This window comes from Amnibacterium sp. (assembly GCF_051956055.1).
Lineage (GTDB): Bacteria > Actinomycetota > Actinomycetes > Actinomycetales > Microbacteriaceae > Amnibacterium.
The window spans coordinates 1-21,785 of record NZ_JBQCGC010000001.1 but is presented as its reverse complement, the minus strand read 5'-3'; the positions used below and the strand labels follow the sequence as shown (position 1 = coordinate 21,785).

Genomic DNA, 21,785 nt, shown 5'->3' with positions numbered 1-21,785 from the left:
TCAGCCGGGGAGCGCGGCGAGCCGGTCGATCGCCCGCTGCTTGTGCGGGCAGCGGACGAACAGCTGCGCCAGCCCCGCGGCGATGCCCGGCGTCAGGCCGGCGATGCGCAGCAGCGCGGCGGCGACCTCGTCCGACGCGGGCCCGGGCTCCAGCCGGACCAGGTCGAACGCGGTGCGCAGGGGCGTCGTCACCAGCACCCCGCCCTGCCGCACCAGATCGGACGGCCGGAACCGCACCTCCCGCGCTCCGGGGGAGCGGAGGGCGACGCGCCTGCCCTGGCCGACCGCCACGGCGAGGTGCAGCGGCTGCGGCAGCGCCGCGACGGCTCCGTGCACCCATGCCGCGCTCGCGAGCTCGACGACCAGGTCGTGACGGCCTGTGGCGGGCGCGAGGGAGGCGGCGCGCACGACCGGCCCGACCGGGGTGCCGACGGGCACGTCGGTCAGCCCGAGCGGGACGGCGTCGCCGTCCAGCCGGAGCACCGAGCGCTCCGTGGCGGGCAGCTGCTGGAGATCGAGCACGGGACCGCATCGCACGGCGACGAGTGTCGTCGGATGCCGTCCGGTCGCGGGTGCAGCAGCCGGCCGCTGTGGAGAATCCCGCCTGTGGAGGGAGGGTCAGCCGATCGCGTCGAGCCAGATGCGGCGGGCGTTCAACGCCTCCTCCGCATCCTTGATGCGCTTCGCGTCGCCCGACGCCCGCGCGTCCGCGAGCTCGTCCTCGAGCTTCGCGATCGCAGCGGTGAGCTGGGAGGCGAGCCCCTCCGAACGCGCCTTCGTCTCCGGGTTCGTGCGCCGCCAGTGCTCCTGCTCGAGCGACGCGACGTGCTGCTCCACCTTGCGCAGCCGGTCCTCGACGTGCCGGACCTGGTCGCGCGGCACGCGGCCGGCGGCATCCCAGCGGCGCTGGATCGACGTGAGCCGGCTCCGCGCCGACTGCGCATCGGTGGACTGCAGCAGCGGTTCCGCCTCCGTCAGCAGCGCGAGCTTCGCCTCGAGGTTGCCGCCGTACTCCGCGTCCTGCTCGGCCTGCACCTGCGCCTTCGCGGCGTAGAGGGCGTCGCCCGCGGCGCGGAACCGGGCCCAGAGCGCGTCGTCGACCCGCTTGCCTGCGCGGCCCGCGCGCTTCCAGTCCTCGAGCAGCGAGCGGTAGGCGCCGATCGCGTCGCCGCCCGACCCGGCGAGGGCCTCGGCGCGCTCGACGATCCGCTCCTTCTCCTCGCGCGCGGCGCTCTGCGTCGCGTCGAGCTCGGCGAAGTACGCGCGGCGCTGGCCGTCGATCGTGGACCGCGCGTCGCGGAAGCGCTTCCACAGGTCGTTCGCCTCGCTCTTCGGCAGGCGCGCACCCGTGCGCTGCGCCTCCTGCCAGCGTGCGAACAGCGCGTCGACGGTCTGCCCGGTCGCCTTCCACTGCACGGTCGCGGGGTCGCGGGAGGCGAGTGCCTCGATCTCCTCGACGATCGCGACCCGCTCCGCGCGGGCCTGCTCGACCTGCGCGCGGTGCTCCTCCGAGCGCTGCGCGGTGAGGTCCTCGACCGTGCCGGACAGGGCGGCCACCCGATCCCGCAGCGCCTGCAGGTCGCCGACCGCGGCGGGCGCCTCGAGCGTCTCCGCGAGCCGGTGCACCGCACGGGCGACCTCGGCGGGCGGGGCCCCGCGCCTGGCGCGCTGCTCGAGCAGCGCGACCTGGCTCGCGAGGTCCTGGTACTTGCGCTCGTAGTAGGCGATCGCCTCCGCCGGTTCGGCGTCGGGGTACTCGCCGACCTGGCGCTCCTCGTCGCCGTCCCGGACGAACACGACTCCGTGCTCGTCCACTCGGCCCCATGGGCGCGTCGAAGACTCGGCCACCTCGGCCGCCGGTCCGGTCTCGGGCGTGGTCACAGCGCTCACCTCGGTGCCCGAGGGTACTGCACCCGGCGGAGCGGCGGACGACGCCGTCACTTGACGAGGATGGGGCCGAGCGTCGCCGTCACCTTGGGCTTGCCGTCCGTCGATCCGTTGGCGGTGCCCTTGCTCGTGATCGTCGACTTCAGGGCGGACAGGCCGCTCGTCACCGTGCCGAAGACGGTGTAGCCGGGCGCCGGCAGCTTCGAGTCCTTGTAGACGATGAAGAACTGGCTGCCCTGGCTGTCGGTCGCGGTGCCGCGGGCCATCGCGATCGTGCCCGCCGGGTAGACGCCGTCCTTCGGCACGTTCTCGAGCGGCCCGAACGTGTAGCCGGGGCCGCCGCTGCCGTCCCCGTTCGGATCGCCGCACTGGAGCACGTAGATGACCGCCGTGGTCAGCCGGTGGCAGGTGAGCCCCGTGTAGAAGCCGGTCTCGGCGAGGTCGATGAAGTTCGCGACCGCCTGAGGTGCCTTCTTCCCGTTCAGCGAGACGCCGAGCTTGACCGAGTCGATCGCCATCGTGCCGGTCCATGTCCGGTTCTCGGAGAGGGACTTCGGGGCGACCGTGCGGGTCGGGGTCGGGGTGGGCGACGCGGAGGCGCTGGGCGACGGCTTCGGTGCACCGGGGCCGAGCGTGAAGAACCCGACCTGCGCGGTTGTGGCGAGCCCCACGATCAGCACGAACGCGATCACCGCAACGACGTCGTCCCGGCGCCGGCGGCGACCGCGCAGCTCGTGGACCTGCTGCCGGATCGAGTAGGACCGCGCGCGCTTGCGTGCCTCCCGCTCCGCCTTCTCCCGCGCGCTGCGATTCGCCACGCCCGCCTCCCTCCCGCCGTTCGGCGACACCCGATCGTAGGAGAGCGGCGGGATGGGCTCCCCGCGGCACGGGCTGTCCGCCCGGATGCATAGGGTGGCGCGCATGGAGGCGAGGACCGCGCTCAGGCAGGGGCCGGTGCCGCTCGCGGTGCGGATGCGCCCCACATCGCTCGACGACGTGGCCGGGCAGGCGCACCTGCTCAGGCCCGGTTCGCCGCTGCGCAGGCTCGCGTCGCCCGACGGCACGAGCGGCGCCGTCTCGGTGATCCTCTGGGGACCGCCGGGCACCGGCAAGACCACGCTCGCGCAGGCGGTCGCCGCGAGCTCCGGGCGCCGCTTCGTCGAGCTGTCCGCCGTCACCGCCGGGGTGCGCGACGTCCGGGCGGTGATGGAGAAGGCGCGGGAGCAGGCGGACCTGTACGGCCTCTCCACCGTCCTGTTCCTCGACGAGATCCACCGGTTCTCGAAGGCGCAGCAGGACGCGCTGCTGCCCGGCGTCGAGAACGGCTGGGTGACGCTCATCGCCGCGACGACCGAGAACCCGTCCTTCTCGATCATCGCGCCCCTGCTGTCGCGCTCGCTGCTGCTCACGCTCCAGCCCCTCGCGGAGGAGGACCTCGGGGTACTCGTCGACCGAGCCGTCGCCGACCCGCGCGGCCTCGCCGACCGGTACCGGCTCGACCAGGCGGCCCGGGCGGCCCTCGTGCGGCTCGCCTCCGGCGATGCGCGTCGGGCGCTCACCGCGCTGGAGGCCTCCGCGACCCTCGCCGACGACGGCGACGACGAGCAGCCCCTGATCACGGAGGAGCTCGTCGCGCAGGCCGTGGACCGCGCGCTGCTCCGCTACGACCGGGACGGCGACGAGCACTACGACGTGATCAGCGCCTTCATCAAGTCCGTGCGGGGCAGCGACGTCGATGCGGCCGTGCACTACCTGGCCAGGATGATCGAGGCGGGGGAGGACCCGCGGTTCATCGCCAGGCGCATCATCGTGCTCGCGGCCGAGGACATCGGCATGGCCGATCCCCAGGCGCTGCCGCTCGCGGTCGCCGCCGCCGACGCGGTGCAGTTCATCGGCATGCCGGAGGGGCGGATCCCGCTCGCGGAGGCGGTGGTCTACCTGGCGCTCGCGCCGAAGTCGAACGCCTCGTACCTCGCGATCGACGCGGCGCTCGCGGACGTGCGCGCGGGCCGGATCGGGCGGGTGCCCGTGCACCTCCGGGACGCCCACTACCCGGGCGCGAAGCGGCTGGGGCACGGCAAGGGGTACCGGTACGCCCATGACGGCGAGCACGGCGTCGTGGAGCAGCAGTACCCGCCCGACGAGCTCGTGGGCCGCGACTACTACCTCCCCACCGGCAACGGCTTCGAGCGGGAGACCTCCGCGCGCGTCGACCGCCTCCGCACGCGCGTGCGCGGCGAGGGGAGCACCTCGGCAGGCTGATCCCGCTCGAGCAGGCCGCAGCGGGCGCCCGGAGCCTGCCGAAGGGCGAGGAGCCTGCCGACGTGCTCGGGAGGGAGGCGCGGGACGGCTGCGACGAGCGCCCCGCCTCCTGCTATCCTTGTCGGCGGCCTGGAACGGGCCCGATCGTCGTGCGGCTGCGACCTCGGGATCCGCGAGGGGACCGCAGCCTGTAGCCGGCTGGTCCTCGCACGGCCGATCCCTCGCGACGACTTCCGTCCGCGCTGTGCGCGGGCGGCTCCGATCTCGAATCCGTAAAGGAACCGCATGTCCACCAAGGCCCGCACCCGCGGCAAGGTCAAGCTCTCGCGCGCGCTGGGCGTCGCGCTCACCCCGAAGGCCGCCCGCTACCTGGAGAAGCGTCCCTACGCGCCGGGCGAGCACGGCCGCACGAAGCGCAAGGCCGACAGCGACTACGCCGTCCGCCTGCGTGAGAAGCAGCGGCTGCGCGCCCAGTACGGCCTGCGTGAGAAGCAGCTCCGCATCGTCTTCAACGAGGCGCGCCGCACCCAGGGCCTGACCGGTGAGAACCTGGTCGAGCTCCTCGAGATGCGTCTCGACGCGCTCGTGCTCCGTGCCGGGTTCGCCCGCACGACGGCGCAGGCCCGCCAGGCAGTCGTGCACCGCCACATCCTCGTCGACGGCAAGCTCGTGGACCGCCCCTCCTTCCGCGTGAAGCCGGGCCAGACGATCCACGTCAAGGCCAAGAGCGAGCAGCTCGAGCCGTTCCAGGTCGCGGCCGCCGGCGGTCACGCCGAGGTGCTCCCGAAGGTCCCCGGCTACCTCGAGGTCGAGCTCGACAAGCTGCAGGCCAAGCTGGCCCGCCGCCCGAAGCGCGCCGAGGTCCCGGTGACCGCGGACGTCCAGCTCGTCGTCGAGTACTACGCCGCCCGCTGACCTCTCGTCCCGTCGAGCGCCCGCCCGGTCCACCGGGCGGGCGCTTCGTCGTTCCCGCGCATGAAGGTGTTCGTTGATCCGGGGAGCGGGCGCAGTCCCCGGATCGACGAACACCTCGGCGGGAGGGAGGCGGCCGGGCGCCGGGTAGGCTTGCTCGCTGATTCTTGGAGGAGCCATGGGCAAGGTGCTCGTCTTTCTCGTCGGCCTGCTCGCAGGCGCGGCGCTCGCGCACGTCGCGTCTCGCACGCCGACGGGCGCCCGCGTCCTGGCCGTGGTGAACGGCGTCACGGACGAGTTCGTGGCCGCCGTATCCGACTCGTACCGGGCGCGCCTGGCGGAGGGCGAGTAGTGCAGACCGCCGAGATCCGCCGTCGGTACCTGCAGTTCTTCGCCGACCGCGGCCACACCGTCGTGCCGAGCGCCTCGCTCGTGTCACCCGACCCCTCCCTCCTGTTCACGGTCGCGGGCATGGTCCCGTTCATCCCGTACCTGAACGGCACCGTCCCCGCGCCGTACCCGCGCGCCGTGGACAGCCAGAAGTGCATCCGCACCCTCGACATCGAGGAGGTCGGGCGCACCCCGCGGCACGGCACGTTCTTCCAGATGCTCGGCAACTGGTCGTTCGGCGACTACTTCAAGCGCGACGCGATCGCGTGGGCGTGGGAGCTGCTCACGACCCCGGAGGCGGACGGCGGGTTCGGCTTCGACCCCGCCGACCTCTGGGTCACGGTGTTCCAGGACGACGACGAGGCCGAGGCGATCTGGCGCGACGAGGTCGGTCTGCCCGCGGAGCGCATCCAGCGGCTCGGCTACGCGGACAACTACTGGATGACCGGCCAGCCCGGCCCGGCCGGTCCGGACTCCGAGATCTTCTTCGACCGGGGGCCCGCGTACGGCGTCGACGGTGGTCCGGCCACCGGCGACGACCGGTACGTCGAGATCTGGAACCTCGTGTTCATGCAGTACGAGATCGCGAACATCCGGTCGAAGGAGGACTTCGACGTCGTCCGCGAGCTGCCGAACAAGAACGTCGACACCGGCATGGGGCTCGAACGCGTCGCGTTCATCAAGCAGGGCGTCGAGAACATCTACGAGATCGACCAGATCCGCCCGGTGATCGACGCCGCTGCCCGGCTCAGCGGGAAGGCGTACGGCGCGGAGCACGAGGACGACGTGCGGATGCGCGTCGTCAGCGACCACGTCCGCAGCGCCATGATGCTCATGCTCGACGGCATCACGCCGTCGAACGAGGGCCGCGGGTACGTCCTCCGGCGCCTGCTGCGCCGCACGGTCCGCGCGATGCGCCTGCTCGGCGTCGACGGCCCGACCTTCGGCGAGCTCTTCCCGGTCTCGCGGGACGCGATGAGCGACGCCTACCCGGAGCTGCTGCCCGAGTTCGGCCGCATCCAGCGGATCGCGAACGCGGAGGAGGAGAGCTTCCTGAAGACGCTCGTCGGGGGCACGAACATCCTCGACACCGCCATCGCGCGCACCCGCGCGGCGGGCGCCGCCCAGGTCGCGGGCGACACGGCGTTCCTCCTGCACGACACGTACGGGTTCCCCATCGACCTCACGCTCGAGGTCGCGGAGGAGGCGGGCCTCACCGTCGACCGCGCGGCGTTCGACCGTCTGATGCAGGAGCAGCGCTCCCGGGCGAAGCTGGACGCCAAGGCCAAGAAGCGGGCGCTCGCCGACCTCTCGGTGTACTCGGACTTCCGTGCGAAGGGCGAGACCGCGTTCCTCGGCTACACGGAGCTCGTCACGGACGGCACCGTCCTCGGCCTGGTCCGGGACGGCGCGGCCGTGTCCTCGATCTCGCTCGGCGACATCGCCGAGGTCATCCTGAGCGAGACGACGCTGTACGCGGAGTCGGGTGGCCAGGACGCGGACCAGGGCGAGATCGCGGGTCCCGGCTACCGCCTCGAGGTGCTCGACGTGCAGCGCCCGGTCGCGGGGCTCGTGAGCCACACCGTGCAGGTGCTCGAAGGTGAGGTGGCGGTCGGGGACCAGGCGCGGACGATCGTCGACCCGCTCTACCGCCGCGGCGCGACGCAGGCGCACTCCGCCACCCACCTGATCCACGCGGCGCTGCGCCAGGTGCTCGGCCCCGACGCGCACCAGGCCGGCTCCTACAACCGCGCGGGCTACATGCGGCTCGACTTCAGCTGGAACGCGCCGCTCAGCCCGGAGACCCGCAGCGAGGTCGAGGACATCGCGAACCTCAGGGTGAACGAGGACCTCGAGGTCGTGACGAGGGTCCTGCCGATCGACGAGGCCAGGGCCGCGGGCGCGATGGCGCTGTTCGGCGAGAAGTACGGCGACGTCGTGCGCATGGTCGACATCGGCGGCCCCTGGTCGCGGGAGCTGTGCGGCGGGATCCACGTCGCCCACTCCTCCGAGATCGGGCTGATCAACGTCGTCGGCGAGTCGAGCGTCGGCGCGACCAGCCGCAGGATCGAGTCGCTCGTCGGGCCGGAGGCGTTCAAGCAGTTCGCGACCGAGCGCGCCCTCGTCGCGGAGCTCGGCGCGAACCTGAAGGTGCCGCCGGCCCGCATCGCGGAACGTGTCCAGGACCTCGCCGCCAGCCTCAAGGCCGCGGAGAAGCGGATCGCGGAGTTCGAGCGGCAGGCGCTCGCGCAGCGCGTCCCGGCGCTCGTCGCGCAGGCGAAGCCGGTCGGCGGGGTCACCGCGGTGCTCGAGCAGGTCGGGGACCTCGGCGGCTCCGACGACCTCCGGGCGCTCGTCACCGACGTGCGCGACCGGTTCGGTGTCACCCCTGCCGTGGTCGGTCTCGCCGCGACGGTCGACGGGCGACCCGTCGTCATCGTGGCGACGAACGCGGCGGCCCGCGACGCCGGGGCGAAGGCGGGCGCGCTCGCGAAGCGCGCGGCGACGGTGCTGGGCGGCGGCGGCGGTGGCCGCGACGACCTCGCGCAGGGCGGCGGCAGCGATGCGACCGCGATCGAGGCGGCGCTCGCCGCCATCGGGCAGGGGCTCTCCTCCTGACCGGGGCTGCGGCGAGCGGGGTCATGCGCACGGGGGTCCGGCTCGGGATCGACGTGGGCAAGGTCCGGGTCGGCGTCGCGCGGTCGGATCGCGACGGGCTGCTCGCGACGCCCGTCGAGACCGTCCAGCGGCGCGGCGCCGACCTCGAGCCGGTCCTCGCGCGCATCGCGGCGATCGCCGCGGAGGTCGACGCCGTCGAGCTCGTGGTCGGTCTGCCGCTCGCGCTGTCCGGGCGCGACACCCCATCCACCGCGGACGCGCGCGCGGTCGCGGACCGGCTCGCCGATGGGCCGCTTCCCGTACGGCTCGTCGACGAGCGGCTGACCACCGTGAGCGCCCAGTCCGCGCTCCACGCCTCCGGCAGGGCCACGCGGGGATCGCGGCGGGTGATCGACCAGGTCGCGGCGGTGATACTTTTGCAGCACGCCCTCGACGCCGAGCGCGCCCGAGGCGAGGCGCCCGGCGCACTCGTCGAACGGAAGTAGCGCAGGTGGCCCCTGATCTCGGACCCCGGTACTCGCGCTCGTCCACCATCGACGAGTTCGACCGCATCCTGACGCTGCCCTCCGACGACGATCCGGTGGAGCCGCCCCGGCACGGCCGCGGGCACGGGCCGCGTCGCCGCATCTGGCCGTGGGTGCTCGCGATCCTCCTGGTCGTGCTGCTCGCGATCGGCGGCGCCGGCTGGTGGGCGTACTCCACCTATCCCGACCAGGTGAAGTCGCTGTTCGGGTGGAGCAACGACTACACCGGCAGCGGGACGGGCACCGTGGAGGTGAAGATCAAGCCGGGCGACCTCGGCTCGGACGTCGCCGACACGCTCGTCGCGGACGGCGTGACGAAGACGAGGGCGGCGTTCTACGACCTGCTCGTCGCCACGAGCCCCGAGCCGTCGCTCCAGCCGGGCACGTACCGGCTCAAGGAGCACATGAGCGCGAAGTCGGCGCTCGCGGCGCTCGAGGACCCGAGCAACCGGATCCAGGCCGTCGTGGCGATCCCGGAGGGGAGCACCGCGGCCCAGATCCTCCGGCTGACCGCCTCCGCGACGGGCAAGCCGCTCTCCGAGCTCCAGGCGATCGCGAAGGACCCCACCTCGCTCGGTGTGCCGAAGAGCGCTCCGAACATCGAGGGCTGGCTGTTCCCGGCGACGTACACGTTCCAGCCGGGCGTCACGAGCCGCGAGATGCTGCAGCAGATGGTCGACCGCATGAAGCAGGCCCTCGACCAGGCCGGGGTGCCCTCGGCGAAGCGGCAGCAGGTCCTCACCCTCGCGGGACTCGTGCAGAAGGAGGGCAACGGCGACGCGTCGGAGGACGCGAAGGTCGCCAGGGTCTTCCTCAACCGGATCGCGCAGGGCATGCCGCTGCAGTCCGATGCGACCGTCAGCTACGGCGCGGGCGGCACCACGGTCGTGCCGACCAAGAAGCAGTACGCGAACGACAACCGGTACAACACCTACCTCCACAAGGGGCTCCCCGCCGGCCCGATCTCGAGCCCGGGGGACACCGCGATCCAGGCGGCGCTGCACCCCGCCTCCGGCAGCTGGCTCTACTTCGTGACCGTCAACCTGGCGACCGGTGAGACCGTGTTCTCCGACACGTTGGCGCAGCACGACAAGGCGGTCGCCCAGTTCTCGCGCTGGCTGAACGCGCACCCGAGCTACAAGAAGTGACGCAGCGCCTCGCGGTGCTCGGGTCGCCGATCGCGCACTCGAGGTCACCGCTGCTGCACGGCGCCGCCGCGTCGGTGCTCGGGCTCGACTGGACGTACGAGCGCATCGAGGCGACGGAGGCGACGCTGCCCGGCATCCTGGCGGCCCTCGGCCCGGAGTGGGTCGGGCTCTCCCTGACGATGCCGCTGAAGCGCAGCGTGCTGCCGCTCGTGCCCGAGCACGCGCCGCTCGTCGACCGGCTGGGGCTCGCGAACACCGTGCGGCTCGGTGCGCGACCTCGGCTCGCGAACACCGACGTGGGCGGCATCGAAGCGGTGCTCGGTGCCCGAGCGGCCGTCCGGCGCGCGATCGTGCTCGGCGGTGGCGCGACGGCGGCCAGCGCGCTGGAGGCGTTGCGGCGGCTCGGGGTCGAGGACCGCGTGGTCGCCGCGCGACGGCCCGATGTCGCGGCGGTCGAGCTGGCCGGGCTCGCCGACCGCTTCGCGCCGCTCGACGAGGTCGACCTGCGCGCGGCCGAGCTCGTCGTCTCCACCCTGCCCGGCACCGCCGAGGCGGCGGTCCGGGTGCCCGACCGCGTCGACGGCACGCCGTTGCTCGACGTCGCCTACGACCCGTGGCCCACCGCGCTCGGCGCGCGCTGGGCGGCGGCGGGCGGCCGGCTCCTGCACGGCCTCGACATGCTGATCGAGCAGGCGCTGCTGCAGGTGCGGATCTTCACGGACTCGGATCCCGACGTGCCGATGCGCCAGGAGGAGGCCGTGCGCGGCGCGATGCGCGCCGCGGTCGGCCGCTGACCTTCGAGGTTCGCAACGCCGGGTGCATTTTGAAGGGGTTTCTGCGCGGCTTCGCCGGAGCAGAAACCCCTTCAAAATGCACCTGCGGTTCCGTGGGAGGATGCTCGGCGATGTTGCGCTGGCTGACCGCCGGTGAGTCGCACGGCCCGAGCCTCACCGCCATCCTCGAGGGCCTGCCCGCCGGCGTGCCCGTGACGGGCGACGCGATCCGCCGCGATCTCGCCAGGCGCCGCCTCGGCGCCGGCCGCGGATCCCGGCAGAAGTTCGAGCAGGACGAGCTCGGCGTCGTCGGCGGGGTGGTCCACGGCCGCACGATCGGGGCACCCGTCGCCCTCACGATCGGCAACACGGAGTGGCCGAAGTGGGCGGAGGTGATGAACGCCGAGGACGTCCCGCTCACGGACGCCTCCCGCGGTCGCGCCGCACCGCTCACGCGGCCCCGGCCGGGTCACGCCGACCTCACGGGCATGCAGAAGTACGGCTTCGACGAAGCCCGGCCGGTGCTCGAGCGCGCCAGCGCCCGCGAGACCGCGGCCCGGGTCGCCCTCGGCGCCGTCGCGCGGGCGTTCCTCGCCGAGCTCGGGATCGGCGTCGTCAGCCACGTCGTCGCGATCGGGCAGGTCGCCGTCCCGGAGGACGCCCCCGTGCCGCTCCCCGGCGAGGCCGACCGGATCGACGACGACCCGGTTCGCTGCGCCGACCCGGGCACGAGCGAGCGCATGGTCGCCGAGATCGACGACGCGCACCGCGCCGGCGACACGCTCGGCGGCGTCGTCGAGGTCGTGGTCGCCGGGCTGCCGCCCGGGCTCGGCTCCTACGTGCACTGGGATCGCAGGCTGGACGCCCGGCTCGCCGCGGCGCTGATGGGCATCCAGGCGATCAAGGGCGTCGAGGTCGGCGACGGCTTCCGCACGGCCGCCAGGCGCGGCTCCGCGGCGCACGACGAGCTCGTGCGCGCCGAGACCTCCGGCGACCCCGGCGTGATCGAACGCGTCACCGACCGGGCGGGCGGCATCGAAGGCGGCATGAGCACGGGCGATCTGCTGCGTGTGCGGGCCGCGATGAAGCCGATCTCGACGGTGCCGCGGGCGCTGCGCACGGTCGACGTCGCCACAGGCGAGGCCGCCTCCGCGCACCACCAGCGCTCCGACGTGTGCGCGGTGCCCGCCGCCGGGGTGGTCGCGGAGGCGATGGTCGCCCTCGTGGTCGCGGACGCGGTCGTCGAGAAGTTCGGCGGTGACTCGCTCGCCGAGGTCCGCCGCAACCGCGACGCCTACCTCGCCGCGATGCCGGCCACGCTCCGCACGGCGACGGCGCCCGTCAGGTGACGACCCGCACCGTCGCGCTCATCGGGCCGATGGGAGCGGGCAAGACCTCCGTGGGCAGGAAGCTCGCGAAGCGGCTCGGCCGGCGGTTCGTCGACACCGACGCGGTGATCGCGACCGAGCACGGCGCGATCCCGCACCTGTTCGCCACGGTCGGCGAGGGCGCCTTCCGGGCGCTCGAGCGCGAGGTCGTGCAGCGCGAGCTGCGGGCCGGCGGGGTCGTCGCGCTCGGCGGCGGCGCGGTGCTCGACCCGTCGACCAGGGAGGCGCTGCGGGCGTGCACGGTCGTCCTGCTGACGGTGTCGGAGGAGGCGGTGCTCGAGCGCCTCGCGGGCGGCAGGCGCCCGCTGCTCACCGAGGGCATCGCCTCCTGGCGGCGGATCGCCGGCGAGCGCGAGCCGATCTACCGCGCCCTCGCCGACGTGACGGTCGACACCTCCCGCCGCCCGATGACCCGGATCGCCGCGGAGCTCGCGGCGCAGCTCGAGCAGGCTCCCGACGGAGCACCACAGCAGGAAGGAACGAGCACATGAGCAGGACCCAGGACGTTCGGCAGGACGGAGCGGGCCGTTCCGTCCTGCTGATGCGGCTCGTTCCTGCTGTCGTGCTCGGCGGTGCGCGATGAGCCCGGTGCGCGTCCCCGTCCGGCACGCGGGGGAGTACGACGTCGTGATCGGGCGCGACCTCGGCGCCGAGATCGACGCGGCCGTGCCCGCAGGCGCGAAGAAGGCGCTCCTCATCCACCAGCCGGTGCAGGCGAGGCGGGCGGAGGCGATCCGGGAGCGGCTCGCCGGCCGGGTGGAGGTGCTGCTCGCCGAGGTGCCCGACGCGGAGGACGCGAAGCGGATCGAGGTCGCGGCCTTCTGCTGGGGCATCCTCGGACAGGCGGACTTCTCGCGCAGCGACGCGGTGATCGGGCTCGGCGGCGGCGCGGTCACGGACGTCGCCGGCTTCGTCGCCTCGACGTGGCTGCGCGGCGTGGCCTTCGTGTGCCTGCCCACGAGCGTGCTCGGCATGGTGGACGCGGCGGTCGGCGGCAAGACGGGGATCAACACGACCGAGGGGAAGAACCTCGTCGGCACGTTCACCGCCCCGGTCGCCGTGATCGCGGACCTCGACGTGCTCGACACGCTGCCGCGCAACGACCTCCTCGCCGGGTTCGCGGAGGTGGCGAAGTGCGGGTTCATCGCCGACACGGCGATCCTCGACCGCCTGACGATGGACCTGGAGCGCGCGACGGATCCCGCCTCGCCCGTGTTCGCCGAGCTCGTCGAGCGTGCGGTGCGCGTCAAGGCGGAGGTGGTGAGCGACGACTTCAGGGAGTCCGGCCGTCGCGAGATCCTCAACTACGGGCACACGCTCGGGCACGCGATCGAGTACGCCGAGCGCTACCGGTGGCGGCACGGCGCGGCGATCTCCGTCGGCATGGTGTTCGCGGCGGAGCTCGCGCGACTCGTGGGGCGCCTCGACGACGACGGGGTGCAGCTCCACCGCGACGTGCTCGGGTCGCTCTCGCTGCCGCTCGGCTACCCGGCGGGCAGGTGGGAGGCGCTGACGGCCGCGATGCGACGCGACAAGAAGTCCCGCGCCGGCATGCTCCGGTTCGTGCTCCTCGACGGCATCGGCCGCACGAGCATCCTGAACGGGCCGGAGGACCACCTGCTCTTCACGGCGTACGGCGAGATCGCCGAGTAGGGCGCCGACGACCAGCGGGTCGGCAGCGGGACGCGAGGAGGATGGTCGCGTGAGCGACGGGGACGGCGGCCGGCCGAAGCAGGGAGGCTCGTTCGTCACCGTGGTCGTGGCGCTCGCCGCGAACGTCCTGATCGCCATCGCGAAGTCCGTGGCCGCGGTGCTCACCGGATCCGCCTCGATGACGGCGGAGGCGGCGCACTCGTGGGCGGACTCCGGCAACGAGGTGTTCCTCCTCGTCGCGGAGCGCCGCGGCGCGAAGGCCCCGGACCGCGCCCATCCCTACGGCTACGGGCGCGACACGTACGTCTGGTCCCTGTTCGCCGCGGTCGGGCTGTTCACCGTCGGCGCGGTGCTGTCCATCCAGCACGGCATCAGCCAGCTCACCTCCGCGGAGCCGAGCGGCAACCTGCTGATCGCGTACCTGGTCATCGGCGTCTCCTTCGTGCTCGAGGGCGTGTCCTTCCTCCGGTCCCTCCGGCAGCTGCGGGGCACCGCGGCGGCCGCCGAGCAGGACGTGCTCGAGCACGTCCTGAAGACCTCCGACCCCACCGTCCGCGCGGTGTTCTTCGAGGACGCCGCCGCGCTGATCGGCCTGCTGCTCGCGGCCGCGGGCATCGGTCTGCACGCGATCACGGGCTCCGCGGTCTGGGACGCCGTCGGGTCCATCGCCATCGGCGTGCTGCTCGGGGTGGTCGCGATCGTGCTGATCCAGCTGAACCGCCGCTTCATCATCGGCCAGTCGCCCACGCCGCGGGTGCGCGCCGCGGTGCTGCGTCTGCTGACGGACAGCGAGCACGTCGCCTCGGTGTCCTATCTGCACCTCGAGTACGTGGGACCGTCGCGCGTGTACCTCGTCGCCGCCGTCGATCTCGCGGGCGACGCGAGGGAGCACGAGATCGCGGGCCGGCTCGCCGCGATCGGCCGGTCGCTGGAGGAGGACGAGCACGTCGTCGAAGCGGTGCTGACCCTGTCCCGGCCGGGGGACGCCCCGCTCCCGGTGCCGGCGGAGCGGGAGGCGGCCCCGCTCCACGGGTAGCGTCGTCCCGTGCGCCGCGTGCTCGTGCTGAACGGACCGAACCTCCAGCGCCTCGGGACGCGGGAGCCGGACGTGTACGGCGTCGTGTCGCTGCCGGAGGTGGCGGCGGCCCTCGCCGCGGCGGCGCCGGCCGGGCTCGAGGTCGAGCTGCGGCAGACCGACGACGAGGCCGAGCTGATCGGCTGGCTGCACGAGGCCGCGGACACCGCGTCGCCCGTGATCCTCAACCCGGCCGCCTTCACCCATTACTCCTACGCGCTGCATGACGCCGTGCGGATCGTCACCGCCGCCGGGCTGCCGGTCGTCGAGGTGCACGTCACGAACCCCGCCGCCCGGGAGGCGTTCCGCCGCGAATCGGTCGTGTCGCCGGTCGCGACGGGCGTGATCGCGGGCTTCGGGACGGACGGCTACCTCCTGGCCCTCGACTGGGTCGGGAAGCACCCCGCCGCCGCCGGGTAGACTGCCCGGTCGGCCTGCCCGCCACGCAGGCGGCCGCACGACCTCTGAAGGGAACCTCATGGCGAGCACCGCGGACATCCGCAACGGCGTCGTCCTCTCGATCGACGGCCAGCTCTGGAACGTCGTCGAGTTCCAGCACGTCAAGCCCGGCAAGGGCGGCGCGTTCGTGCGCACGAAGCTGAAGAACGTCGTCACCGGGAAGGTCGTCGACCGCACCTACAACGCGGGCGCGAAGGTCGACATCGAGAACGTCGACCGTCGCGACTACCAGTTCCTGTACAAGGACGGCGACGACTTCGTCTTCATGGACGGCGAGACCTACGAGCAGCTGCCGATCCCGGCAGCCACCGTCGGCGGGGCCGCCGACTACCTGCTCGAGAACCAGTCCGCGACGGTCGCGATCAACAACGGCAACCCGCTCTACGTCGAGCTGCCCGCCTCCGTCGTGCTCGAGGTCACGTACACCGAGCCGGGCCTGCAGGGCGACCGCTCGAGCGCGGGCACGAAGCCCGCGACCCTCGAGACCGGTGCCGAGATCCAGGTGCCGTTGTTCCTCGAGACCGGCACCAAGGTGAAGGTGGACACGCGGACCGGCGACTACCTGGGCCGCGTCTCCTAGTCGTGTCCGCCAGGTCGAAGGCGCGCAAGCGCGCGCTGGACGTGCTGTTCGCCGCCGATGTGCGGGGCGAGACGCAGGAGCAGGCGCTCGAGGCGGAGGCGCTGCGTGCGGCCGCCCGCCCCGAGCGGGCATCCAGCTGGCCGTACGCCCGGGAGATCGTGCAGGGGGTCATCGATCACGGCGAGGAGATCGATGCGCTCATCTCGGCGCACTCGACCTCCTGGCCGCTCGACCGGATGCCCGCGGTCGACCGCGGGATCCTGCGCATCGCCGTCTGGGAGGCGCGCTGGAACCCGGAGGTGCCCGTCGGCGTCGCGATCGACGAGGCCGTGGAGCTCGCGAAGGAGCTCTCGACCGACGACAGCCCGAAGTTCGTGAACGGGCTCCTCACCGCGATCGCCCACGAGGCCGAGCCGACCGCCTGAGGTCAGCGCCCGTCGCGGAGCGCGACCGCGAGGTCGGGGTGGTCGGCGAACACCGCGTCGACGCCCGCCCCGAGCAGGGTCGACCAGTACCCGCGCCAGTCGCCGAACGCGGCGTCGTCCGCGCTCGACCGCCAGGCGGGCGGCAGGAAGGCGTTCTCCGGGCGCAGCGTCCACGTCCAGACGGCGAGCCCGGCCGCGTGCAGCGCCGCGACGCGTTCGGGCGTCACGAGGCGGGTGCTGAGGCTCACCCCGTCGAAGCGGGCGAGCGACCCCGGGTCGGCGAGCTCCTCCGCGTACGACCGCACCTCGTCCGGTGCGGCGCCCTCGTCGTCGACGAGGTAGAAGCGGGGCAGCCCGAGGTGGGCGAGCGCGTCGAGCGGGGTCTTCTCGAAGCTCTCGAGGACGATGCGGCATCGCGCTCCCGCGAGGTCCCGGGCGACGAGCGGCGCCGGATCGCGGCCACCGGCCGCGAACCGGGCGGCCTCCTTGATCTCCACGACGAGCAGCAGATCGAGCTCCTCCGCGATCCGGACGGCGTCGGGGAGCAGCAGGAGGGGCTCCTCGCCGTCGTGGGCCGCGCTCGACGGCCGGAGGGCGGGGAAGCGCTCCCGTGCCCGCAGGCGCCTGAGCGCCGCCCACGGGTGCTCGTCCACCCGCGCGGACGGGCCGAGCACCCCGGCCGCGTCCGTGGTCGGCGCCAGCAGCGCGTCGTGCCGGAGGACGAGCGCGCCGTCGCGCGACGGCACGACGTCGATCTCGATCCCGTCGGCGCCCTGCTCGGCCGCGAGCCGGAGGGCGCCGGCGGTCAACTCCGGCAGCGACCCGGACGCGCCCCTGTGCCCGAGGACGAGGGGCCGCGTCACGCCTGCGCCGCGACCGCGACCGGCCGGTCCGAGAACGCCACGTGCACGAGGTCGCCGGGTGCAGGGCGGTCGGCCGCCGGGTGCTGCACGGTGAGCGCGACCCCGGCCTCGAGCCGGACCACCGTGCGGCGGGCGGCGCCGAGGAAGCTCGTCGACACCACGATCGCGGGCAGGCCGTCCCCGTCGAGCCGGACGTCCTCCGGCCGCACGAAGACGGTGACGGGGCCGTCAGGGACGTCGCTCGGCAGCGCGGCCAGGTCCTGCCCGACGACCGCCACCCGCCCGTGCTCCAGCGTCCCGTCGAGCCGGTTGCTCTGACCGATGAAGCCGGCGACGAACGCGGTCGCGGGCCGGAGGTAGAGGTCCTCCGGGGTGCCGATCTGCTCGATCGCCCCCGCGTTCATCACCGCCACCCGGTCGGCGACGGCGAGCGCCTCCTCCTGGTCGTGGGTGACGAACACCGCGGTGATGCCGGTCTCCTGCTGGATCTTGCGGATCTCGTCCCGCAGCTGGACGCGGACCTTGGCGTCGAGCGCCGACAGCGGCTCGTCGAGCAGCAGCACCCGCGGCCGCGTGACGAGCGCGCGGGCGAGCGCGACGCGCTGCTGCTGGCCGCCCGACAGCTGGTGGGCGTACCGCTCGCCGAGGTGGCCGAGACCGACGAGGTCGAGCGCCTCCTGCACCCTGCGGGTGCGCTCCGGCCCGGTGACCCTGCGCATCTGCAGGCCGAACGCGACGTTCTGCGCGACGGTCATGTGCGGGAACAGCGAGTACGACTGGAACACCATGCCGATGTCCCGCTTGTGCACCGGGACGGCCTCGACGTCCGCGCCGCCGATGCGCACGTGGCCGCCGTCGATCGTCTCGAGCCCGCTGATGGCGCGGAGGGCGGTCGTCTTGCCGCAGCCCGACGGGCCCAGCAGCGCGACGAACTCGCCGGGGCGCACGTCGAGGCTGATCGCGTCGAGGGCGCGGCTGCCGGTGCCGTAGTCCTTCACCACGTCGACGAGCTCGACGGGGGTGCCGTGGACGACGAGGGACTCCGCCGCTGCGGGGACAGTGCTGGTCATGACTTCTTCCTCCGGGGACGTCCGATCGAGCCGGCCGTCGAGATCACGACGAGCAGCACGAACACGAAGAGCAGGGCGGCGAGCGCGAAGATCGTCGCCACGTACGGGTCGGTCTGCTGCAGAAGCAGCAGCGCGGTCTGGAAGGTGTTCTGGCCGAGGAAGTTCGCGATCGTGAACTCGCCGAACACCACCGAGATGGTGAGCAGGGTCGCCGAGAGCAGTCCGCGGCGCAGGTTCGGGAGCACGACGCGCCACACGGCGACCGGCCAGGAGGCGCCGAGCGATCGCGCGGCCTCGGTGAGCGTCGTGAGGTTCAGCACCCCCAGATTCGCCTGGATGGGCCGGTACGCGTAGGGCAGCACGATGATGCCGATGGCGAACGACAGCGTCCAGGGATCGCTCCCGAGCACCCCCTGCACGACCTGGTACACCGGCACGAAGCCGACCACGAGCACGACGGTGGGCACCGTGATCGGGAGCAGGCACACGGTCTCGAGCGCGCGGTGGGCCTTCGGGAACCGCAGCTCCGCGAGCAGCATCGCGGGCAGGAGCAGCAGGAGGACGATCGCGGTCACGATCACCGCGAGCACCAGCGAGTTGCTCATGCCCGCGAAGAGGTCGCTGTAGTTCGTCGCCTGCGCCGGGTCGAAGATCGCGGTCCAGTGCGCGAGCGTGAACGCGCCCGTGCCGACGGTCTGCAGCGTGAACCAGGTCATCGCCGCGAGCGGGATCAGGAACAGGACGCCGATCACGATCAGCACGACCGCGCCGGTCGCGCGCGACGGCACGGCACCGAACCGGGATCGACGCGGGCGCCGGCGGGGGGCGACCACGTCGGCCACGCGCGCCCCGGCTGCGGTCGTCATCGCTGCCACCTCCTCGTCCGTCGGTCGAGCACCGAGTACAGGCTCATCAGCACCGCCATGATCGCGACCATCCCGAGCGCCAGGACCCCGGCGGTGTTGGCGACCCCCACGATCGTCTCGCTCGTGAGCTGCTGCTTGATCGCGAGCGGGATGATGCCGCCCTGCGAGATGAGCGCCGCGGCGGTCGCGTAGGACGAGAACGCGTTCGCGAACAGCAGGATCAGGCTGCCGAAGAAGGCCGGCGCGAGCACCGGGATGCCGACGCGCGTCCAGAAGTGGAACCGCGTGCCGCCGAGCGTGGCGACGGCCTCGCCCCACTGGGGGCGGAGCCCGTCCATCGCGGGCATGAACGACAGCACCATGAGCGGCAGCCCGAAGTACACGTAGGGGAACAGGAGGCCGGGGATCGAGTAGAGGATCGGTCCGTTCCCGTTGATGTCGACGCCCGTCAGCGCCTTGATGACGACCGGGACCAGCGCGTTCTGGCCGATCGTGGCGATCCAGGCGAACGCGAGCATCACGCCGCCGAACTGCGCGAACACGCTGCTGGCCGAGTCGACGACGGCGCGCACGAGCCCGTCCGGCTTCGCCGCGGTGAGCGCCCAGCAGACGAGCACGCCGAGCACGGCGCTGATCAGCGCCGAGATCGCGGAGAGCCAGATCGAGTTGAGGAAGTTCGATCGGATCGTCGGGTCCGCGAAGGTGGCGAAGTTCGCGAACGTGAACCGCCCCTCCGCGTCGAAGAAGCCGCTCGCGATCGCGACGACGCCGGGGATCGCGAGGAACAGGAGCACGTACACGCCGAACGGCGCGAACCCGAGCCAGCCGGCGCTGCGGCGCCCGGGAGTCCGCTCCCCGGCCCCGCGGCCGACCCGCTCGGTCCCGGCCGGGGTGGACGCGACGCCGCGCGGCGCGCCCACCCCGGCCTCCGGGGACTTCGCAGTGGTCGTCATCGGATCAGCCGACGGCCTTCGACCAGCCGGACTTCAGGAGGTCGGCGGCCTTGCCCGCCTGGTCCGCGGTCAGCTGCACCAGGTTCGACGGGGGCTCGCCGACGGACTTCAGCGTGGCGGTGTCGACCGTGCCGGCCTTCTGCATGGCCGCGAGCTCCGCCGGGTAGGCGCCGGCGGCGAGGTACAGGTTCTGCACCTCGGGGGAGTACAGGTACTCCTCCCACAGCCGCGCGGCGGCCGGGTGCGGCGCGGTCTTGCTGATCGACTGGTTGTAGTAGCTGCCGATCGCGGTGCCCGGCAGGATCACCGTCTTCCAGTTCGGGTTCCCGCTCGAGCCCCCCGCCGCGCCCCACGCGACGTTGTTGAACGACCACTGGATCACGACCGGCGTCTGGCCGGAGTTCACCGTCGCCTGCGTCGGCAGGACGGAGATGAAGTTGCCCGCCTTCTTCAGCTTCCCGAAGAAGTCGATGCCGGGCTGGATGTCGTCGGCGCTGCCGCCGTCCTGCACCGCCGCGAGGTACACGGCGCTCGCGGCCTCGTTCGCCTGCGTCGGGTCGCCCTTGATCGCGACCTTGCCCTTGTAGCCGGAGCCGAGCAGGTCGTCGAGCTTGGTCGGCGCGGCGACCTTGGACGAGTCGTACCCGATCGACATCAGGCCCGTGTAGTCGTAGTACCAGAGCCCGTTCGGGTCCTTGTCGGCCGTCGGGATGTCGTTCCAGGACGCGACCTTGTACGGGGTGAAGAGGTCCGTGTTCGCGTCGAGCACGGCCGTGCCGATGTCGACCACGTCGGGCGCGTTCGATCCGCTGCCCTGCGACTTGATCGCCGCGACCTCGTCGGCGGAGGAGCCGTTCGGGGTCTGCGAGGTGATCGTGATCCCCGGGTACTTCTTCTCGAAGCCGGCGATGATCTTGCCGTAGTTCGCCCACGACGGCGGCAGCGTGATCACGTTCAGGTGCCCCTCCGCCTCCGCGGCGGCGACGAGGCCCTTCATCCCGCCGAACGCGGCGGCGGAGGTGGCGACCTGTGCGGAGGCCTTCGGGATCGAGCTGGTGCCGCCCGCGGCGGCGGAGCCGGAGCACGCGGCGAGCGATGCGGCGGCGAGGCCGGCGAGGGCGAGGGCCGATGCGGCCCGCGCGACTCCCCGGCGGGTGAGGCTGCTGTGCATGTGAGGGGTTCCTCCTGGTGGGGGACCGGCCCGGCGGTCGCCGGATCCGGGATCGGGACTCGTCAGGTGGTGACGAGGAGCGTGCGGACGGTCCGCTCGGCGAGGCCGAGCGCGGTGGTCATGCCGATGCCGGTGGTGACCGAGGCGACGGTCGTCCCCTCCATCGGCTCCGTCACGAGGAAGGGCGCGACCGTGCTGGACGCGTAGACGCCGCGCCACCGGCGCCGGACCGTGAGGGGCGCGCCGAGCAGGCGCTCCATCTCCGCGAGCACGAGGGCGTCGGACCGCTCGTCCTCGAACGGCTCCTCGGTGACGCCGTACCGGTGGGTGTCGCCGATCACGAGCCGGCCCCCGGGCCGCTGCGTGAGCATGAGGTTGACGCCCTCCTCGAGCAGGGCGGGGGCCTCCGCCGCGAGCTCCGCGCGCACGGCGGCGGCGGAGGGCTGCTGCGCCAGGCCGTCGTAGCGGAGCATCGAGCTGCCGGTCAGCACCGCAGGCGGCACGGCACCGGTGGGCGCGTCGACCACCAGCATCCGGAGGCGGCAGCGCACGAGGCGGTGCGCGTCCGCGACGTCGGGGAAGAAGCGGTCGACGTCATGCCCGACCGCCACCACGGTGCGGGCCGCGCGGATCGTGCCGCGCGTGGTGCGCACGAGCCCCGGCTCGAGCGCGAGCACGTTCGTGCGCCACGCGAACCCGACCCCGAGCGTCTCGAGGTGCGCGGCGATCGCGGCGCTCGCCGTCAGCGGGTCGACGCGGAGGTCCTC

Annotated in this window: 23 protein-coding genes; 14 read left to right on the top strand and 9 right to left on the bottom strand. The window is 73.2% G+C overall.

What is annotated here, in order from left to right; all coding sequences use genetic code 11:
- From ACTHLI_RS00115 to ACTHLI_RS00105, 3 genes are all read right to left on the bottom strand, one after another.
- On the bottom strand, positions 1–522 hold the full coding sequence (locus ACTHLI_RS00115; protein WP_440180563.1) for a hypothetical protein: 522 nt from the start codon (positions 520–522) through the stop codon (positions 1–3).
- 96 nt (positions 523–618) lie between these two features.
- The gene (locus ACTHLI_RS00110; protein ID WP_440180625.1) at positions 619–1,848 is read right to left on the bottom strand and encodes a DUF349 domain-containing protein; all 1,230 of its coding nucleotides are present in this window, start codon (positions 1,846–1,848) and stop codon (positions 619–621) included.
- A gap of 89 nt (positions 1,849–1,937) precedes the next feature.
- Positions 1,938–2,705: a peptidylprolyl isomerase gene (locus ACTHLI_RS00105; RefSeq protein ID WP_440180562.1), complete on the bottom strand. Its 768-nt coding sequence runs from the start codon at positions 2,703–2,705 to the stop codon at positions 1,938–1,940.
- Between the two features lie 103 nt (positions 2,706–2,808).
- Here ACTHLI_RS00105 and ACTHLI_RS00100 point away from each other — a divergent pair, with 103 nt between their 5' ends.
- The 14 genes from ACTHLI_RS00100 to nusB all read left to right on the top strand — a co-directional run bounded on the left by ACTHLI_RS00100 (position 2,809) and on the right by nusB (position 16,095).
- Positions 2,809–4,149, top strand: a complete 1,341-nt coding sequence (locus tag ACTHLI_RS00100) for a replication-associated recombination protein A (RefSeq protein ID WP_440180560.1) — start codon at positions 2,809–2,811, stop codon at positions 4,147–4,149.
- Between the two features lie 285 nt (positions 4,150–4,434).
- A complete protein-coding gene (gene rpsD, locus ACTHLI_RS00095) occupies positions 4,435–5,064 on the top strand; it encodes a 30S ribosomal protein S4 (protein WP_440180559.1) in 630 nt (209 codons plus the stop codon).
- Between the two features lie 175 nt (positions 5,065–5,239).
- Positions 5,240–5,413: a hypothetical protein gene (locus tag ACTHLI_RS00090; protein WP_440180557.1), complete on the top strand. Its 174-nt coding sequence runs from the start codon at positions 5,240–5,242 to the stop codon at positions 5,411–5,413.
- Complete coding sequence (alaS, locus tag ACTHLI_RS00085) at positions 5,413–8,070, top strand: alanine--tRNA ligase (RefSeq protein ID WP_440180556.1); 2,658 nt, start codon at positions 5,413–5,415, stop codon at positions 8,068–8,070. Before ACTHLI_RS00090 ends, alaS begins: the two co-directional genes overlap by 1 nt.
- A gap of 23 nt (positions 8,071–8,093) precedes the next feature.
- Positions 8,094–8,555, top strand: coding sequence for a Holliday junction resolvase RuvX (gene ruvX, locus ACTHLI_RS00080; RefSeq protein WP_440180555.1), 462 nt, complete (start codon positions 8,094–8,096; stop codon positions 8,553–8,555).
- Positions 8,556–8,560: 5 nt separating this feature from the next.
- Positions 8,561–9,742, top strand: a complete 1,182-nt coding sequence (gene mltG / locus ACTHLI_RS00075) for an endolytic transglycosylase MltG (protein ID WP_440180554.1) — start codon at positions 8,561–8,563, stop codon at positions 9,740–9,742.
- Positions 9,739–10,536, top strand: coding sequence for a shikimate dehydrogenase (locus ACTHLI_RS00070; RefSeq protein ID WP_440180552.1), 798 nt, complete (start codon positions 9,739–9,741; stop codon positions 10,534–10,536). The genes mltG and ACTHLI_RS00070 overlap by 4 nt, the downstream gene beginning before the upstream one ends.
- Positions 10,537–10,646: 110 nt before the next feature.
- Complete coding sequence (aroC, locus tag ACTHLI_RS00065) at positions 10,647–11,864, top strand: chorismate synthase (RefSeq protein ID WP_440180550.1); 1,218 nt, start codon at positions 10,647–10,649, stop codon at positions 11,862–11,864.
- A 29-nt stretch (positions 11,865–11,893) separates the two neighbouring features.
- On the top strand, positions 11,894–12,394 hold the full coding sequence (locus tag ACTHLI_RS00060) for a shikimate kinase (RefSeq protein ID WP_440180623.1): 501 nt from the start codon (positions 11,894–11,896) through the stop codon (positions 12,392–12,394).
- Positions 12,395–12,482: 88 nt separating this feature from the next.
- Positions 12,483–13,556 carry a 3-dehydroquinate synthase gene (gene aroB / locus ACTHLI_RS00055; RefSeq protein WP_440180549.1) on the top strand — a complete coding sequence of 358 codons (1,074 nt, stop codon included), beginning with the start codon at positions 12,483–12,485 and terminating at the stop codon, positions 13,554–13,556.
- A 49-nt stretch (positions 13,557–13,605) separates the two neighbouring features.
- Complete coding sequence (locus ACTHLI_RS00050; RefSeq protein ID WP_440180547.1) at positions 13,606–14,592, top strand: cation diffusion facilitator family transporter; 987 nt, start codon at positions 13,606–13,608, stop codon at positions 14,590–14,592.
- A gap of 9 nt (positions 14,593–14,601) precedes the next feature.
- Entirely contained in the window at positions 14,602–15,051 is a 450-nt protein-coding gene (locus ACTHLI_RS00045; protein WP_440180545.1) for a type II 3-dehydroquinate dehydratase, read from the top strand.
- Between the two features lie 58 nt (positions 15,052–15,109).
- On the top strand, positions 15,110–15,670 hold the full coding sequence (gene efp, locus ACTHLI_RS00040; RefSeq protein WP_440180543.1) for an elongation factor P: 561 nt from the start codon (positions 15,110–15,112) through the stop codon (positions 15,668–15,670).
- A 2-nt stretch (positions 15,671–15,672) separates the two neighbouring features.
- Complete coding sequence (gene nusB / locus ACTHLI_RS00035) at positions 15,673–16,095, top strand: transcription antitermination factor NusB (RefSeq protein ID WP_440180541.1); 423 nt, start codon at positions 15,673–15,675, stop codon at positions 16,093–16,095.
- 2 nt (positions 16,096–16,097) lie between these two features.
- Here the strand turns inward: nusB and ACTHLI_RS00030 are convergent, their stop codons facing one another.
- The 6 genes from ACTHLI_RS00030 to ACTHLI_RS00005 form a co-directional block, all read right to left on the bottom strand.
- A complete protein-coding gene (locus ACTHLI_RS00030) occupies positions 16,098–16,958 on the bottom strand; it encodes a glycerophosphodiester phosphodiesterase (RefSeq protein WP_440180539.1) in 861 nt (286 codons plus the stop codon).
- Positions 16,955–18,028 carry an ABC transporter ATP-binding protein gene (locus ACTHLI_RS00025; RefSeq protein WP_440180537.1) on the bottom strand — a complete coding sequence of 358 codons (1,074 nt, stop codon included), beginning with the start codon at positions 18,026–18,028 and terminating at the stop codon, positions 16,955–16,957. The genes ACTHLI_RS00030 and ACTHLI_RS00025 overlap by 4 nt, the downstream gene beginning before the upstream one ends.
- On the bottom strand, positions 18,025–18,894 hold the full coding sequence (locus tag ACTHLI_RS00020) for an ABC transporter permease (RefSeq protein WP_440180536.1): 870 nt from the start codon (positions 18,892–18,894) through the stop codon (positions 18,025–18,027). Before ACTHLI_RS00020 ends, ACTHLI_RS00025 begins: the two co-directional genes overlap by 4 nt.
- A complete protein-coding gene (locus ACTHLI_RS00015) occupies positions 18,891–19,847 on the bottom strand; it encodes an ABC transporter permease (RefSeq protein ID WP_440180534.1) in 957 nt (318 codons plus the stop codon). The genes ACTHLI_RS00020 and ACTHLI_RS00015 overlap by 4 nt, the downstream gene beginning before the upstream one ends.
- A gap of 4 nt (positions 19,848–19,851) precedes the next feature.
- The gene (locus tag ACTHLI_RS00010; protein ID WP_440180532.1) at positions 19,852–21,018 is read right to left on the bottom strand and encodes an ABC transporter substrate-binding protein; all 1,167 of its coding nucleotides are present in this window, start codon (positions 21,016–21,018) and stop codon (positions 19,852–19,854) included.
- Between the two features lie 62 nt (positions 21,019–21,080).
- On the bottom strand, positions 21,081–21,785 hold a 705-nt coding region (locus ACTHLI_RS00005; protein ID WP_440180531.1), incomplete at its 5' end, for an FAD-dependent oxidoreductase.